We start from the raw sequence: 14,759 nt of genomic DNA, 5'->3' as shown, positions 1-14,759 counted from the left end.
CTCCCCCCTTTGAATGACGAGAGCAGAACCCCATGCCTATCAACCCTGAGAATGGTTTTTACGCCACGGGCCGCCGCAAGGAGGCCACCGCCCGCGTGTGGCTCAAGCCCGGCACCGGCATCGTGACGATCAACGGCCGCGAGCTGAATCACTACTTCGGCCGTGAGACCTCCAAGATGGTGATGTACCAGCCGCTGGAGATCATCGAGCAGAAGGGCAAGGTCGACCTGACCGTGAACGTGCGCGGCGGCGGCCTGTCCGGCCAGGCCGGCGCGATCCGCCACGGCATCGCCCGCGCGCTGTGCGCCTTCAACCCGGAGTTCCGCCCGGCGCTCAAGAAGGCCGGCTTCCTGACCCGCGATGCCCGCGCGGTCGAGCGCAAGAAGTACGGTCAGCCGGGCGCGCGCCGCCGGTTCCAGTTCTCCAAGCGCTAGTCTGTTTGCTCCTCACGGAGCTGCTTGCACGGCGGGGGTCCTTTCGGGCCTCCGCCGTTGTGTTTTTGCCCCGTGGGTCCTCTTCGCCCAACTGGAGGGCGGTGTTACCATCCGCGCCGACCATGGAACTCAACGAGATTCTGCAGATCGCGCTTCGGGGGGGTGCCTCCGATATCCACCTGAAAGCCGGACTCCCTCCCATGTTCCGAGTGGATGGTTCGCTCGTGCCCCTCAAGGACGGCAAGCGCCTGCCGCCGGAGGAGGTCGCGCGCATGGCCTTCGGCATCATGAACGAGTTCCAGAAGGAGAAGTTCAAGGCGAGCAACGAGGTGGACCTGGCCTACGGAGTGCCGGGCCTCGGGCGCTTCCGCGTGAACATCTTCCAGCAGCGCGGCACCATCGGCTCGGTGCTGCGTGTCATCCCCTTCAAGGTGATGACCATCAAGGACCTGCTGCTGCCGCCCATCCTCGAGAAGATCTGCGGCGAGGAGCGCGGGCTCGTGCTCGTCACGGGCACCACCGGCTCGGGCAAGTCCACCACGCTCGCGGCGATGATCGATCACATCAACGCCAACGAGACCAACCACATCATGACGGTCGAGGACCCCATCGAGTTCCTCATCCGTGACAAGCGCTCCATCATCAACCAGCGCGAGGTGGGCGTGGACACCATGTCCTTCTCGCAGGCGCTCAAGAGCGCGCTGCGGCAGGACCCGGACGTCATCCTCGTGGGCGAAATGCGCGACTACGAGACCATCGAGACGGCGCTCCACGCGGCGGAGACGGGCCACCTGGTGATGTCCACGCTGCACACGCTGGACGCCACGGAGACCATCAACCGCATCGTGTCCGCCTTCCCGCCGCACCAGCAGAAGCAGGTGCGCTTGCAGCTCGCCGCCGTGCTCAAGGCCGTCGTCAGCCAGCGCCTCGTTCCGCGCGCGGACGGCAAGGGCCGCGTGGCCGCGGTGGAAATCCTCCGCGTCACCACGCGCGTGCGCGAGCTCATCGAGGACAAGGACCGCACGAAGGAGATCCACGACGCCATCGCCCAGGGCTTTGACTCGTACGGGATGCAGACCTTCGATCAGTCGCTGATGGGGCTGGTGCGCAATGGCCTCGTCTCCTACGAGGAAGCCCACCGGCAGGCGACGAACCCGGACGACTTCGCGCTGCGCTTCTCTGGCATCAGCGGGACGGCCGACTCCAAGTGGGACAACTTCGATGGCAAGACGGGCGAGGCCAAGCCCGTGCCGGGCACCGCGCAGTTCGCCCAGAAGGGGGCTCCGGGGGGCGGCGCCGTGCCTCCGCCCGCTCCCGGGGCCGCGCGCGCTGGTGCGCCGCCGCCGCCTCCTCCTGCCGCCGCCCGTGCCGCGGCGACGCCTCCGCCGCCTCCGGGCGCCCGTCCCGCCGCGGGTGGGCCTGCCCGGCCTCCGCCGCCTCCGGCCGCCGCCGGGGGAGACGACGACTTCAGCATCGAGCGCTTCTGAGCCGGGCCCCGGCACGGCCCATCCTCGGAAAGAGGGTGGGCCCAAGGCCGTGAGGGTTGATCAGGCGTCGTCGTCGCCGAGCTGGGCGCGCAGGCGGGACAGGCGCATGGGGCCGATGAGCTTCTCCCGGGAGAGCACCTGCAGCAGCTCCACCGTGGCCCGCAGCCGCGCCTCCTGGAGCTCCTCGGGCTGCCCGGAGATTTCCGCTTCCATCAGCGTCTCCAGGTGCTCGGGGTTGATGGGGGCAGGGCCTTCGGACCAGGCGATGTCGAACAGGGCCTTGGCGATCTGCGTCCGGGCTTCGCGCTCCGCCTCCGAGGCCCCCGTCTGGGAGAACTTCAGCAGCAGGGCATCCACGCCCTCCCGGGTGAGGGCCGCGAGCGCGGGCACCTCGCCGAGCGCCTCCGCCACCCAGTCGGCATCGAAGTCATCCACCTCGTCCTCGTAGCCAAAGGCCTCCTCCAGGAGGATGGAGGCGATGAAGGATTCGGTCTCCTCCTCGCTGGCGCCTTCGCCCAGGAGGGCCTCCCGGGCCTGGGCGGTGGCGGTGGCGAGCTTCGGCTCCTGGGCCAGGGAGCGCACGGCGGTGTGCGCGGCCAGCAGCACCAGCGTCGCCTGGACATCGGAGGCCAGCTTGCGGCCAGAGACGCCGAGGAGCTCGGCGCGCTGCTGGGGGTGGGCGGCCGCGGTGGCGGCGAAGAGCTGCTCCTCGGGGGAGAGAGGCTCACCCGACTTCTCCTTCTGGAGCGTTTCCCGGGCGGCATCGAGGTTGAGAAAGTGGGCAATGAGCGGGTGCATGTCCGGCCTGTTACCACATGCTAGAGAGCGGGCGATGACCACCGAAGCGGACGGGCCAGGGGACGTGCAGCGGGCGACGGATGCTTGCTTGCGGTTGCTGGCCCTTCGCGCCCGGAGCCGCCACGAGCTGCAAGCGGCCCTGCGGCGCAAGGGCTTCTCCGAGAAAGTCCAGGCCCAGGCCCTGGAGAAGCTCCAGGGCTTCGGCTACCTCGACGACGCGCGCTTCGCCCAGGACCGGGCCGCCGCGCTGCTGGGCAAGGGACGGCTGGGGCCCGAGGCGGTGCTCCAGCGGCTCCAGGCCCACGGGCTGGAAGGGGAGGTGGCCCGCGAGGCGGTGTCCGCCGCGGCCGGCGCGGTGGGGTTCGATGCCCTGGCCACCGCCCGCCAGGTGCTCGAACGCCGGGGCCTGCTCGGGCGGCCCCTGGCCCCCAAGGAGCGGGCCCGTGCCGCACGCCTCCTCGACAGCCGGGGCTTCGCTCCGGACGTCATCCATCGGCTCCTCGGTGATCCATCGCTGGACCCCTCGGGGCTGGACGACTAGCTTGCGTGGGTGCTCATGCGCCTCACCGCTTCCTGTCTGACCGCTTTCCTGTTGCTGTCCACCGGCTGTGCCTCGCTCTCCGAGCGTCAGGCGGGGGACCCGGACTATGCCGCCCAGGCCGACGAGAACCTCCGTCTGGGGGCCGAGGCCCTGGAGGGCCGGGACTTCTTCAAGGCCGAGCGTTACTTCGAGTTCGTGAAGACGAAGTTCCCCTACCTGGAGGCCTCCAAGACGGCGGAGCTGCGGCTGGCGGACGTGGACTTCGCGCAGGACCGGTTCCCCGAGGCGCGCGAGAAGTACAACGCCTTCATCAAGGCCTTCCCCACCCACCCCCAGGTGGACTACGCGGCGTACCGCATCGCGCTCTCCCACGTGGAGGACATGCCCTCGGACTTCTTCTTGCTGCCGCCCTCCGAGGAGAAGGACCAGACGGAAGTGCAGTCCGCCATGCGCGCGCTGAACGACTTCCTGCGCCAGTATCCGGAGTCGCAGTACGTGCCGCAGGCCCGGGTCCAGGCGGACGACGCGAAGCGGCGGCTGGCGGAGCACGAACTGTACGTGGCCGCCTTCTACCGCAAGCGCGAGCGCTGGCGGGCGGTGGCCCAGCGGCTGGAGGGCATGCTCAAGCGCTACCCCGGAACGCAGTACGAGGAGTCCGCCCTCTTCTCGCTCCACGAGGCCTACGTGAAGCTCAAGGAGCCCACCCGCGCACAGGAGACGCTGCGCCAGGTCATCCAGCGGCTGCCGGGGACGCCCGCCGCGGAGCGGGCGCAGCGCATGCTCGGCTCGTGAGGTCCAGCGAGGAGTGGAGCCGGCTGGGCGGGGGCCTCATCGTGGTGCTCGCGCTCGGCACGGTGCTCGCGGTGATGGCCCCCCGGGTGCTGGGGCTCGCGGCGGGGCCCGAGGTGGAAATCATCACCGCCCTGAAGCGCACCGAGGCCGACGGCCTGTCCGTGGTGCTGCCGGGCGTCTCCACCCCGCTCACGGGGCGCACGCACCGCTTCGCCCGCATCACCGTGCGCCTGGAGCCCGGGGGCCAGCGCGCCGAGGCCCTGGCCACCTTGGACTTCGACGGCAAGCTGGGCAAGACGGAGATCAGCTCGCTGGGGGTGGAGCGGGTGCCGTTCGTGCTGAAGGACGGGAGCTGGGAGCCCGAGGGCTCCGCGGCACCCCGTCTGGCGGCGGTGGTGGCGGCGCTGGAGTTCCGGCGGCGGGCGCTGGAGGCCGGGGACACCTCGGCGCTGAACCGGCTGGTGGGGCGGGACGCGGGCGTGGAGGCCACGCAGCTGGACGCGGTGCTGGCCCTGGGGCGGCGGCGCTACCAGTCCCAGGCCTGGTACATCCGCATGGAGCGGGACGAGGCGGTGGTGACCGAGCGCTGGCGCCTGGAGGGTGTCCTGCCCTCCCGCCCGGTGGATGAGCAGGGGGAGCGGAGCCTTTCGCTGCTTCGGGACGGCGACGAATTCTTTTTTTCGCCCACTCTCATGTAGGCTAACGGCTTCGATCGCCGGACCTGGCAAGGTTGGGACATGGACGAGCCGCTCAAGCAGCTACTGACCCTCGGGCGGGGGTACTTCGACAAGAAGCAGTACGCGCAGGCTGAGCAGTACCTCGCGCAGGTCGTCGAGCAGAACCAGTCGTTCGCCGACGTCTACAACATGCTCGGCATCATCTACCACGACCAGGGCCAGTTCGCCCGGGCGCAGCGGGCGTTCGAAGCAGCGCTCCGCATCAACCCGTCCTACACCGAGGCGGCGCTCAACCTGGCGGTCATCTACAACGACATGGGCAAGTACGCCGAGGCGAAGGAGGTCTACCAAGGCGCCCTCGCCCAGCAGAAGAACGGCCCGGGCGAGATGGACCCCTACGTGAAGGGGAAGATCGCCAACATGTACGCCGACATCGGCAACGTGTTCTCCTCCAACGGCGCCTGGACCCAGGCCGTCGAGGAGTACCAGCGCGCCCTGGCGCTCTGTCCTCAATTCGTGGATATCCGCATCAAGCTGGGAGATGCCCTGCGGGATGCGGGCCGTCACGCGGAGGCGCTGGCGCAGTTCGAACAGGCCATCGCGCAGAACCCCGCCTTCATGCCCGGTCGCATCCATTACGGAATCGCGCTTTACTCCGCGGGCCGCCGGGCGGAGGCTGTTCAGGTGTGGGAGGACGTCCTGTCGCGCAGTCCAGGCAACAAGAGCGCGCAGATGTACCTCAATCTGGTGAAGGAACCGGGCGGGAAGGCTGAACAGGCGAGCTGATAGTCATGGAAACCCTCTTCATCGAGGTTTCGGTACCGTGAGCGCTTCGAGCGGGCTGGCGAAGTCCTTTGCCCTCAAGTTCATTTCGGGGAAGTACCAGGGCGGTGAGTTCCCGTTGACGGGGGACAAGCAGATCGTCATTGGGCGGTCGAGCGAACTGGACATGGTGCTCGTGGAGGACATGGTCTCGCGCAAGCACGCGAAGATCATGATCGCCAGCGGCGCCATCACCATCGAGGACCTGGGTTCCACCAACGGCACCTTCGTCAACGGCGAGAAGGTGAAGCAGGCGCGCCTGAAGGAAGGCGACCGCATCCTCATTGGGACGTCCATCCTCAAGCTCATCCACCAGGGCGCGGACTCCCCGGAGCTGGACGCCAAGGCGGCCAAGGCCCGGCTGGAGGAGGCCGCGGCGGCGCAGGCGGCGCGCTCCACGAAGACTTCCTCCATGACGGGGAAGATCGAGGAGATTCCCCTGCCGGACCTGCTGCAGCTGTTCCACACGTCCAAGAAGAACGGCGTGCTGGTCATCAGCAGCCAGACCGAGGGGCGCATCTACCTGCGCCAGGGCCGCGTGTACTACGCGGTCATCGGCGACAACCACAACCTGGGCCCCCAGAAGAGCTTCAACCGCATCATCACCTGGGAGCACGGCGACTTCGAGCTGCGCCAGCCGGACAACCAGGAGTTCATGGTGGAGCTGGACTCGTCCACCGAGGCGCTGCTGATGGACGCGCTTCGCCAGCTCGACGAGTTCAAGCGCATCCAGCCGCAGCTGCCGGAGCTGGTGGCGCCCATGCGGCTCTCGCAGCCCCTGATGGCCCAGCTCAAGGAGCTGACGCCCGAGCTGCTGGACGTGCTCCAGCTGGTGCATAACCACAAGACGCTCAGCGGCGTGCTGGACCACGCGGACCAGGACGACGTGATGACGGCCGAGTCGGTGCTCGAGCTACTCAAGCGCGAGTACATCCAAGCGGAGGGCTGACCATGCCGGACGCGCCGAGCAAGCCCTTGCGCCTGACGGAGCGGAGCCACTGCGCGGGGTGCGCGGCCAAGCTGAAGGTGGGGGACCTGACGAAGGTCCTGCGCGGCCTGAAGACGGCGGCCGTGCCCCAGGCCCTGGTGGGCTTCTCCACCCACGACGACGCGGCCGTGTACCGGCTGTCGCCCGACATGGCGGTGGTGGAGACAGTCGACTTCTTCCCGCCGGTGGTGGACGACCCTTTCCAGTTCGGGGCCATCGCCGCGGCCAATGCGCTCTCGGACATCTACGCCATGGGCGCCCGGCCGCTGTTCGCGCTCAACCTGGTGTGCTTCCCCACGGACCTGCCGCTCTCGGTGCTGTCGAAGATTCTCGCCGGGGGCCAGTCGAAGGCGGAAGAGGCGGGCATCCCCATCCTGGGAGGCCACAGCATTCAGGACCCCGAGCCGAAGTTCGGCATGGCCGTCACGGGCGTGGTGCACCCCAAGCGGGTGCTCACCAACGCAGGGGCGAAGCCGGGGGATGTGCTGCTGCTCACCAAGCCGCTGGGCATTGGCATCGCCACCACCGCCATCAAGCGGGGCGTGGCCTCCAAGGCGCTGACGAAGCGGGTGGTGGGCCTCATGTCCACGCTCAACCGCGCCGCGGGGGAGACGTTCGCCTCCGGGAAGTTCCAGGTGAACGCGCTCACGGACGTGACGGGCTTCGGCCTGCTCGGGCACCTGCTGGAGATGATGACGGGCTCGAAGACCCGCGCCGCGCTGGCGCTGGAGCGTGTCCCCCTCATCCAGGACGTGCCCGCGCTCGCGGCCCAGGGCGTCATCCCCGGGGGGACGAAGACGAACCTCCAGCACGTGAAGAAGCGCGTGCGCTTCCCCAAGGGGCTCCCCGAGGACATCCAGTGGGTGCTGGCGGACGCGCAGACCAATGGCGGGCTGCTGGCCTCCGTGCCTGCCCGGGAGGCGATGAAGGCGCTCAAGGCCCTGGAGAAGGCGGGGGTGGACGCGGCCCTCATCGGCGAAGTCTCCCAGGGACGTCCGGGGATCGACGTGGTGGGGTGAGCGGGGATGACGGTGCGCGCCCTCGTTCCCCTGCTGTGGCTGGCCCTGGCGTCCTCCGCCAGCGCCGCCGGGCCCCGCATCGTCATTGATCCGGGGCATGGCGGGGCCAAGACGGGCGCGCTGGGGGCCGCGGAGCAGGTGGAGAAGGCGCTGGTGCTCCAGCTTTCCCTGAAACTGCGCGAGCGGCTCGAGGAGGAGACGGGCGCCCAGGTGTTCCTCACCCGGGAGAAGGACGCGCTGCTGCCGCTTCCGGACCGGGTGACGTTCGCGAACGGCAAGCGGCCGGACCTCTTCATGTCCATCCACGCCAACTCCATGCCCACGCGCAAGCTGCGCGAGCGGGTGGAGGGCATCGAGACGTACTTCCTCTCCGCCTCCGCCTCCGGGGCGGGCGCGCGCGCCACGGCGGACCGCGAGAACGCGGACGCGCCACGCGCCCAGGCCGTCCAGAACGACTCCACGCTGAACTTCATCCTCCATGACTTGGTGCGCATGGATGCCCACGCGGGCTCGTCCCGGTTGGCGTACGCCATCCACCAGCGGCTCATCGCCAGCACGGGGGCCTCGGACCGGGGGGTGCTCCAGGCGCCCTTCTTCGTCCTCACCGGCGTGGAGGCGCCCGCGGTCCTCATCGAGGTGGGCTACATCTCCCATCCCCAGGAGGGGGCCCGGCTGGCCCGCGCCGACTACCAGGAGAAGCTCGTGAGCGCCATCACCTCGGGGGTGAAGGACTTCCTGAAGGACATGCGCAAGCGCGACGCCCATGCCGAGGAGGCCGCCGGGCCGCCGCAGGTGGCCGCGCCCACATCTCCTTGAGGGCGGACCCTCCGGCTCTGCTAGACAGCACTTCTCACTCTTGCCCGAGGAGCTGCCCGTGCGGTCCTTCCAACGTGGTGCGCTGGATCTTCGTCCCGTTATCCTCACGCCCGGAGTCTCCCGCCATGCGGAAGGCTCGGCCCAGGTGGAGTTTGGCCACACCCGCGTCCTCGTCACCTGCTCGGTGGAGGAGCGCGTCCCCCCGCACCTGATGGGGAAGGGGACCGGCTGGGTCACCGCCGAGTACGGCATGCTGCCCCGCGCCACGCACACCCGCTCGCAGCGCGAGGCGGCCAAGGGCAAGCAGACCGGCCGGACCATGGAGATTCAGCGCCTCATCGGCCGCTCCATGCGCGCGGCGGTGAACCTGTCCACCCTGGGGCCCCGTACCCTGACGCTCGACTGCGACGTCATCCAGGCGGACGGGGGCACGCGCACCGCCTCCATCACCGGCGCCTACGTGGCCCTGGTGCTGGCGCTGCGCGCCCTGCAGAGCAAGGGCACCCTGTCGAAGATGCCCAGCCTCACGCCGCTGGCCGCGGTGTCCGTGGGCGTGGTGAAGGGCGAGGTGCGGGTGGACCTGGACTACGACGAGGACTCCGCCGCGGACGTGGACCTCAACCTGGTGGCCACCGGCGACGGCCGCATCGTGGAGGTGCAGGGCACCGCCGAGCACCAGCTGTTCGACCGCAAGGCGCTGGATGCGATGCTGGACGGAGGCATGGCGGCCATCCAGCAGCTCATCGTGGCGCAGGCGAAGGTGCTGGGATGAAGCCACGCCTGCTCTTTGCCACCACCAACGCCGGCAAGCTGAAGGAGCTGCGCGGGCTGGTGGGCGAGGCGGTGGAGGTGGTGTCCCTGAAGGACCTGCCGCCCCTGCCCGAGCCGGTGGAGGACGCGCCCACCTTCGAGGGGAACGCGGCCAAGAAGGCCCGGGAGTACGCCCAGGCCACGGGCCTGGCGGCCCTGGCGGATGACTCGGGGCTGTGCGTGGACGCGCTGGACGGCCGCCCGGGCGTGCTCTCGGCGCGCTACGCGGAAGGGGATGACCGGGCCCGCTACGAGAAGCTGCTCCGGGAGCTCGCGGACGTGCCCGAGGCGCGGCGGACGGCCTCCTTCCAGTGTGCGCTCTGCCTGGTGACGCCCTCGGGCGAGGTCCGCACCGAGGTGGGCCGGTGCGAGGGGCGCATCCTGACGGCGCCCCGGGGCACCCAGGGCTTCGGGTACGATCCGGTCTTCCTCCTGCCCACGCTGGGCAAGACGATGGCGGAACTCACGCCGGAGGAGAAAGCGCGGGCGTCCCACCGGGGCGAGGCCTTTCGGCGGATGCGCCCCTGGCTCACGGCCCTTCAGGCAACTGGGGAACAGGGCCGGTAACTTCACCTTGCGTGGGCGCTTCCAATGGAACAAGAATGGGCGCCTTCATCGGGGCGTAGCGCAGCCTGGTAGCGCACCTGCCTTGGGCGCAGGGGGTCGGAGGTTCGAATCCTCTCGCCCCGATACCGCAGTACCGGACATACAGGCTCCAGTAGCTCAGCTGGATAGAGCACCGGCCTTCTAAGCCGGGGGTCGCAGGTTCGAGCCCTGCCTGGGGCGCCACCGTCCCGAACGCACTTGGGACTTGAAACGGTCCCGGTTTCCGCGATAGGGAAGCCGCCGATTCAAACGCCGAGCACCTTGCGGCGGCCATAGCTCAACTGGTTAGAGCGCTGGACTGTGACTCCAGAGGTTGCCGGTTCGATCCCGGTTGGCCGCCCACTTCTTTCCCATCCGCCAAGCGTCCATAGCTCAACTGGATAGAGCATTGGCCTTCGAAGCCAAGGGTTGGGGGTTCAAGTCCCTCTGGGCGCACTCCTCTAAGGGGCTGGAATCCCTGGGCAACTCTCCCCGGCGGCTCCAGCCCCTTCGCTTGCGCTGGCCGGGACTTGAAGCAAGGGTGCAGCAAGCGCGCTCCGCACCGCTCCTATGAGACCCGGACCCAGGCTCAAGCTGTCCACTTTCGCCCGGAGGTAGTCCGGGGACAGGTGGCCGTAGACCTCCATGGTGACGCGCGGGGCCCGGTGCCTCAGGATCTTCTAACTCCCCCTTGCGGAGCCCGTATAGAGCGCAGTGGCGTAGGGCGGGCGCCAACGGTTGGCCATGGCATCGAAGAGTCGCGGCACCTCTTCAAGGCGGAGGAAGTGCCCAGCCCGGCGTGTGACGGTGCGCTTCTTCACGTCCTCGACCGGATTGGCCCGCTGTAGCGCCCGAGGGAGCGCGCTTCGTTCCTCCCGTAACGCGGGCTTTCTATCGAGGGGACCGCAGGATCGGGCCGCACTGCTCAGCGATAATTACTTCTCTCCACTGATGACAATCATTCCTCCCATCCTGAGAGAGGTCGCCGTCAGTAGAAGCCACCGGGACGAGGAGGTCGCCGGTGGCAGCGACGGACGCCCGAGGAAGCTGATGGGGGAGTTGAGCAAGCACGGCAAGTTCGCGGTGGCCGCGATCGAAATTCCGCACTTCCCGAGGATCGTCTCCACTCAGCGTGGAGGGAGCAACTTGTTCATCGAGCGCACAGCCTACCTCGTCACGTCGAAGGCACGGCATTGTCCGCCGGGGGACCGAGACGGAGTGGGTCCATGACGTACTCCTCCATGGGGATCAGCTTCATGTTCGTGAACCCGTGCCGCTGGATGAATTGGGCGAAGCGCTCGGAAACGAGGATGCTCCCCCGGAGGCCACGAGGGCGGAACACGTCCTCGCCCTGCCAGGTACCCGGCTCGAGAGTGAAGCCATGGACGGAGTTCACTCCGGCAGAGCGGCACTCGGGGCATGTGATGGGCTCGGTGCGACGCAGGCGGCTGTGCACCTCATCCACGGCGCCGCGTCCGAAGCAGGCGGTGACGGCGAAGTAGCGAGGCATGGCATCGGGCTTGGCACCCTTGCGCTTCCTCCGAACGCGTACCACCTCGACGGGATGGAAGCCGAGTAGCCCCGTCAGTTCTTCGTCCCTGAATGCCTCTGCCATGCGTTCGGAGATGAGTACGTCATAGCCATGCCCCTCGACGTAATCGCCCAAGCCTTCGCCATACAGTTCCAGCCCACCTCGATAGGGCGGCAGCCATGTCAACATCCCCATGGGCTCGCCACACTGCGGGCACGGCGGGGGCTCTCCGAGATTGACCGGCTTGACGTCACGGAACTTCGTGTCGTGCCGGCCGAACATGTCGTCTTTGAGGACAAAGAAACGCGGGTTCGGCGGCGTGTCAGAAGCCATTGGGAAACCTCTCCAGCATCTCCTTGCGGTTGTAGATCTCCCGCAGCACCTTCATGAACTGCTCAGGAGAGGCCTTCTCATGGGCCTTGATCCACGCGATCACCTCCGCATCGACTTTGCGGTGCCACTCCTGGTAACCACAGTGCGACTTTTTGTCCTTGGCCTTCGCCACGAAGCGCTTATCCCGAGGCTCGTACAACCCGCGGAGGGTTTGGTGCCTCTCCAACTCCTCGGCGATCGGCCGGGAGATGAGGTGGTGATTCTGGCCATTGCAGTTGGGGGGCTCGCCCGAGGCCTCAGCTTTGGAGGACTCGTCGGCCTTGGCGTCCGCTTGTTCTCGGCCCTCTTCCTCCGCGGCCTTCAGGGCCTCCCGACTCAGTACAGCCTTCGCGAGTTCTGCCTGAATCTCAGCGGCTTTCTGCGGGTTGATGTTGGCCAGTTCCTGGCATGCCGTCAGCCTGCCCTGCTTGCAGAAGGACACCAGGGTACCTTCACCGGGCACAGCAGGGACCTGTGCAGCCACGAGAAGGAGCAAGACAGGAAGCATGCGCCTCATCGTAAATGACCGGTGGGCACATTCGAAGGGCCTCCCAAACGCGATCCAGGGCGCAAGGATGCTCGCGGATCTCAGGCGCGACCTCCCGGATGCTGATGAGCGTCTCGCCATCGCATTCGCCGAGAAGGTCACCGAGGAAGTTTCGGCTTGGGCCGCCGCCGGTGGCGCTCTCGTCGTTCCAGGAAACCCGCCTCCGCAATGACGGGAGGAATCCTTGTTGCGCTTGCGCAGTACCCCAGCGGTTCCCGGCTCCCGCTATAGGGCCGGGAACCACCGTCCGTGCCTTCAGCGGCGACTTCGGGCGAGGAAGGCTTCCAGGTCAGTCGGCCGGATGCGGATCGCGTTGCTCACCCGCACGTGGGGCAGGTCGCCGCGCCCGCACAGCCCGTAGACGGTGGCCGTGTTGACCCCCAGCCGCTCGGCCACCTCACTCATGGTGAGCAGGCGCTCGGAACCTTCCGGCAGAACGCGCAGAGCACCCCGGTGGCTCCAGCCCCTTCGCTTGTTGCCTACAACCCGCTTTCCGGGTGGGTGGTGTGGCAGCTGCCCGTGCACTGCTGGAAGGACTCGCGGCCACCGCCCACGTACATGTTCTCGATGGGCCCGAACTTCTGCACGTGGCTCGCGGGGTAGCTCTTGTGGCACGAGAGGCACGCGGCCTTGCTGGTGCGCTGCACGCTCTCCTTCGTCAGGTGGCACTTGCTGCACTGGGCCGGGGAGACGTCGAAGCGGTCCGAGCGGCTGTGGATGAAGTGCACGCGGACGAACACGGGGCCCTCCAGCTCGAAGCCCAGGGGCGCGTGGCAGCCGGCGCACGCGGCGCGGTTGTCGTTGGCGTGGAGCACCTTGCTCAGCTCGCCGCCCTGGCTGTGGCAGCTGTTGCAGGGGCCGGTGGTCAGCACCGGCGTGGTGCGCTGCTGGGTGCCCACCTGGATCTCAATGGTTTGGGTGTAGGGGATGTCCTCGCCCAGGTAGGTGCGGCGGCCCTTGGTCGTCACCAGGTAGGTGCCGGGCAGGGCGTCCGGGGGCAGCTGGTAGCTCCACGTGTCGCTCACGGGCGCGGCCCAGCCGGCGTGGTCCGACTCGAACGCGCCACCGAACAGCTTGTTGGCCGCGGGGAACGTGCGGAACTGCGAGTAGACACCGTCGCGCTGGATCGTCGCGATGGTCTGCACGTCGGGCGGGGCGAGGAACGTGTCCAGCTCGACGACCGAGCGGATGGGCTGGATGCGCTGCGCCGGGCCGATGATCTGCGACATCAGCATGCGCTCGCGGTGCTTGCGGCGGTAGTACGTGGCGGTCGGATCGAAGAAGGCGCGGTAGTACTGGATGCCCGGCTCGTTGGAGCCGAAGATGACCTCGTTGTAGGTCGGCAGCGAGCCCTGGGGGTGCAGGCGCTTGCCAGCGCCATCCTTCAGCGTGAGGCGGAAGGACACGTTCGTGCCGGGCGCGTAGGTGCCGTCCTTCCGGGGCGGCGTCACCGGGGTGGCCTCGATGGAGAAGCCGTAGTCGTACTTCGGCTTCTCCACCTGCTCCACCGGGATGGTGTAGGGCGCGAACGGACGCAGCGTCCAACGCAGGCGCAGGGCCTTGGTCTTGGCGTTGAGGGTGATGGTCTTGCCCTGGGCGGCCGTCCGCGCGTTGCGCAGCTCCAGCAGCCCCTCTTCCAGGTAGCTCTGCGCGCCCGTGCAGTTCGTGGCGGTCTGGCAGTCATACGTCCACTGGATGGCGCCGAAGCGGCGCACGAAGAAGTCGTCGCTCTCGTTGCGATCGTCGGAGCCCGCGAACAGCAGGATGGGCAGGCCCGTCAGGCGGCCCTGGTCATCCACCGGCTCCACCGTGAAGGCGCTGGGCACGTCCATCCACGCGGCGTCCCGGTAGAAGCGGCGGCGCTTGAAGCCTTCCTCGCCCGCCAGCAGATCAAACGACTCGTCCACCAGCTTCACGCCGTTCCAGCCCAGGCAGGCGAAGTCGCCCGTGCGGTTCAGTCCGCTCACGCCCTCGTCCTTCGTGGCGGAGAGGCTGGTGCGGATGTCGATCTGGTTGATGTAGAAGGTCTGCCCGGCGCGCACGCGCAGCGGCATGGCCTCGCCGTCCTCGACTTCCAGCGCGATGCCGATCTTCTGCTTCGAGGCGGAGCCACGCGACAGCTCGGAGAAGTCCCCCTCCATCAGCTGCTCGGCGTTCTCCAGCGTCTGCGTGCCGTCCGTGGACGCCTCGGCGCCGCCACAGCCGCCCGCCAGGGGCGCGAGCAGCGCGAGCAGGAGCGCCAGGCTCGACGCGCTGAGCTTCCAGGCCGTGCCACCCATCGCTGCGTGTTTTCCGGTTGTCTGTTCCACGGTGCCTCCAGTCGATGGCTCGGGCGTCTCTTGGCTGCCTGGCGTGCCTTCAGGCGGAACGCATTGAAGCCACACGGAGAATATCCGGTTCGAGCGGAACTGAAATACCAAAACGCGAAATAATTCCAGCCCTCTACAGCTCGCAAAATCCAGTATTCCAGGTCTCGATTACTTTTCTTGATTCATCTTTTCTTGAGAATGAAGAAAACCGGACAGGGGCGGGAGGCGGGG

The 14,759-nt window shown here is 68.1% G+C and carries 15 protein-coding genes, 4 tRNA genes and 1 pseudogene; 15 read left to right on the top strand and 5 right to left on the bottom strand.

Annotated elements, in window-relative coordinates:
- Positions 1-32: 32 nt before the first annotated feature.
- Both rpsI and KY661_RS23765 read left to right on the top strand, forming a co-directional pair.
- The gene (rpsI, locus tag KY661_RS23770) at positions 33-434 is read left to right on the top strand and encodes a 30S ribosomal protein S9 (RefSeq protein WP_075004781.1); all 402 of its coding nucleotides are present in this window, start codon (positions 33-35) and stop codon (positions 432-434) included.
- A gap of 122 nt (positions 435-556) precedes the next feature.
- Entirely contained in the window at positions 557-1,921 is a 1,365-nt protein-coding gene (locus KY661_RS23765) for a type IV pilus twitching motility protein PilT (RefSeq protein ID WP_225412385.1), read from the top strand.
- Between the two features lie 60 nt (positions 1,922-1,981).
- On the opposite strand, the gene KY661_RS23760 is transcribed toward KY661_RS23765, so the two are convergent.
- Positions 1,982-2,719, bottom strand: a complete 738-nt coding sequence (locus KY661_RS23760) for a hypothetical protein (protein ID WP_225412384.1) — start codon at positions 2,717-2,719, stop codon at positions 1,982-1,984.
- A 34-nt stretch (positions 2,720-2,753) separates the two neighbouring features.
- On the opposite strand from KY661_RS23760, the gene KY661_RS23755 reads away from it, so the two are divergent.
- The 13 genes and pseudogenes from KY661_RS23755 to KY661_RS23695 all read left to right on the top strand — a co-directional run bounded on the left by KY661_RS23755 (position 2,754) and on the right by KY661_RS23695 (position 10,225).
- Positions 2,754-3,260 (top strand): regulatory protein RecX, encoded by a 507-nt coding sequence (locus tag KY661_RS23755; RefSeq protein ID WP_225412383.1) that lies wholly within the window; start codon positions 2,754-2,756, stop codon positions 3,258-3,260.
- Positions 3,261-3,275: 15 nt separating this feature from the next.
- Positions 3,276-4,052: an outer membrane protein assembly factor BamD gene (locus KY661_RS23750; RefSeq protein WP_075004785.1), complete on the top strand. Its 777-nt coding sequence runs from the start codon at positions 3,276-3,278 to the stop codon at positions 4,050-4,052.
- Complete coding sequence (locus tag KY661_RS23745; RefSeq protein WP_225412382.1) at positions 4,049-4,750, top strand: hypothetical protein; 702 nt, start codon at positions 4,049-4,051, stop codon at positions 4,748-4,750. The genes KY661_RS23750 and KY661_RS23745 overlap by 4 nt, the downstream gene beginning before the upstream one ends.
- A 27-nt stretch (positions 4,751-4,777) precedes the next feature.
- Positions 4,778-5,515, top strand: a pseudogene (locus KY661_RS23740) (tetratricopeptide repeat protein); the annotation flags it as partial.
- Positions 5,516-5,552: 37 nt separating this feature from the next.
- Positions 5,553-6,500 carry an FHA domain-containing protein gene (locus tag KY661_RS23735; protein WP_225412380.1) on the top strand — a complete coding sequence of 316 codons (948 nt, stop codon included), beginning with the start codon at positions 5,553-5,555 and terminating at the stop codon, positions 6,498-6,500.
- A gap of 2 nt (positions 6,501-6,502) precedes the next feature.
- Positions 6,503-7,558 carry a selenide, water dikinase SelD gene (selD, locus tag KY661_RS23730; RefSeq protein WP_225412379.1) on the top strand — a complete coding sequence of 352 codons (1,056 nt, stop codon included), beginning with the start codon at positions 6,503-6,505 and terminating at the stop codon, positions 7,556-7,558.
- Between the two features lie 6 nt (positions 7,559-7,564).
- Entirely contained in the window at positions 7,565-8,374 is an 810-nt protein-coding gene (locus tag KY661_RS23725) for an N-acetylmuramoyl-L-alanine amidase family protein (RefSeq protein WP_225412378.1), read from the top strand.
- Positions 8,375-8,432: 58 nt separating this feature from the next.
- The gene (rph, locus tag KY661_RS23720; protein ID WP_225412377.1) at positions 8,433-9,146 is read left to right on the top strand and encodes a ribonuclease PH; all 714 of its coding nucleotides are present in this window, start codon (positions 8,433-8,435) and stop codon (positions 9,144-9,146) included.
- A complete protein-coding gene (rdgB, locus tag KY661_RS23715) occupies positions 9,143-9,751 on the top strand; it encodes an RdgB/HAM1 family non-canonical purine NTP pyrophosphatase (RefSeq protein ID WP_225412376.1) in 609 nt (202 codons plus the stop codon). The genes rph and rdgB overlap by 4 nt, the downstream gene beginning before the upstream one ends.
- A gap of 49 nt (positions 9,752-9,800) precedes the next feature.
- A tRNA-Pro gene (locus KY661_RS23710) sits at positions 9,801-9,874 on the top strand.
- Between the two features lie 22 nt (positions 9,875-9,896).
- A tRNA-Arg gene (locus KY661_RS23705) sits at positions 9,897-9,973 on the top strand.
- Between the two features lie 83 nt (positions 9,974-10,056).
- A tRNA-His gene (locus KY661_RS23700) sits at positions 10,057-10,130 on the top strand.
- 21 nt (positions 10,131-10,151) lie between these two features.
- Positions 10,152-10,225, top strand: a tRNA-Arg gene (locus KY661_RS23695).
- Positions 10,226-10,943: 718 nt separating this feature from the next.
- Here KY661_RS23695 and KY661_RS23690 read toward each other — a convergent pair.
- The 4 genes from KY661_RS23690 to KY661_RS23675 all read right to left on the bottom strand — a co-directional run bounded on the left by KY661_RS23690 (position 10,944) and on the right by KY661_RS23675 (position 14,498).
- Complete coding sequence (locus KY661_RS23690; RefSeq protein WP_225412375.1) at positions 10,944-11,633, bottom strand: imm11 family protein; 690 nt, start codon at positions 11,631-11,633, stop codon at positions 10,944-10,946.
- Complete coding sequence (locus KY661_RS23685) at positions 11,623-12,180, bottom strand: Wall-associated protein precursor (RefSeq protein ID WP_075004795.1); 558 nt, start codon at positions 12,178-12,180, stop codon at positions 11,623-11,625. Before KY661_RS23685 ends, KY661_RS23690 begins: the two co-directional genes overlap by 11 nt.
- Before the next feature lie 294 nt (positions 12,181-12,474).
- A complete protein-coding gene (locus KY661_RS23680) occupies positions 12,475-12,624 on the bottom strand; it encodes a helix-turn-helix domain-containing protein (protein WP_225412374.1) in 150 nt (49 codons plus the stop codon).
- Positions 12,625-12,698: 74 nt separating this feature from the next.
- Entirely contained in the window at positions 12,699-14,498 is a 1,800-nt protein-coding gene (locus KY661_RS23675) for a cytochrome c3 family protein (RefSeq protein WP_225412442.1), read from the bottom strand.
- Positions 14,499-14,759: the final 261 nt, after the last annotated feature.

The organism is Allostigmatella hybrida, assembly GCF_020103775.1.
GTDB classification, from domain to species: Bacteria; Myxococcota; Myxococcia; order Myxococcales; family Myxococcaceae; genus Hyalangium; species Hyalangium aurantiaca.
Note: the sequence above shows the minus strand (reverse complement) of the source record. Positions and strands in the feature narration are given on the sequence as shown.

Excerpts from the sequence above, each read along its gene's own strand:
- rpsI (WP_075004781.1), top strand. The coding sequence starts at position 33 with ATGCCTATCAACCCTGAGAATGGTTTTTACGCCACGGGCCGCCGCAAG.
- KY661_RS23765 (WP_225412385.1), top strand. The coding sequence starts at position 557 with ATGGAACTCAACGAGATTCTGCAGATCGCGCTTCGGGGGGGTGCCTCC.
- KY661_RS23760 (WP_225412384.1), bottom strand. The coding sequence starts at position 2,719 with ATGCACCCGCTCATTGCCCACTTTCTCAACCTCGATGCCGCCCGGGAA.
- KY661_RS23755 (WP_225412383.1), top strand. The coding sequence starts at position 2,754 with ATGACCACCGAAGCGGACGGGCCAGGGGACGTGCAGCGGGCGACGGAT.
- KY661_RS23750 (WP_075004785.1), top strand. The coding sequence starts at position 3,276 with ATGCGCCTCACCGCTTCCTGTCTGACCGCTTTCCTGTTGCTGTCCACC.
- selD (WP_225412379.1), top strand. The coding sequence starts at position 6,503 with ATGCCGGACGCGCCGAGCAAGCCCTTGCGCCTGACGGAGCGGAGCCAC.
- KY661_RS23725 (WP_225412378.1), top strand. The coding sequence starts at position 7,565 with ATGACGGTGCGCGCCCTCGTTCCCCTGCTGTGGCTGGCCCTGGCGTCC.
- rdgB (WP_225412376.1), top strand. The coding sequence starts at position 9,143 with ATGAAGCCACGCCTGCTCTTTGCCACCACCAACGCCGGCAAGCTGAAG.
- KY661_RS23690 (WP_225412375.1), bottom strand. The coding sequence starts at position 11,633 with ATGGCTTCTGACACGCCGCCGAACCCGCGTTTCTTTGTCCTCAAAGAC.
- KY661_RS23685 (WP_075004795.1), bottom strand. The coding sequence starts at position 12,180 with ATGCTTCCTGTCTTGCTCCTTCTCGTGGCTGCACAGGTCCCTGCTGTG.
- KY661_RS23680 (WP_225412374.1), bottom strand. The coding sequence starts at position 12,624 with ATGAGTGAGGTGGCCGAGCGGCTGGGGGTCAACACGGCCACCGTCTAC.
- KY661_RS23675 (WP_225412442.1), bottom strand. The coding sequence starts at position 14,498 with ATGGGTGGCACGGCCTGGAAGCTCAGCGCGTCGAGCCTGGCGCTCCTG.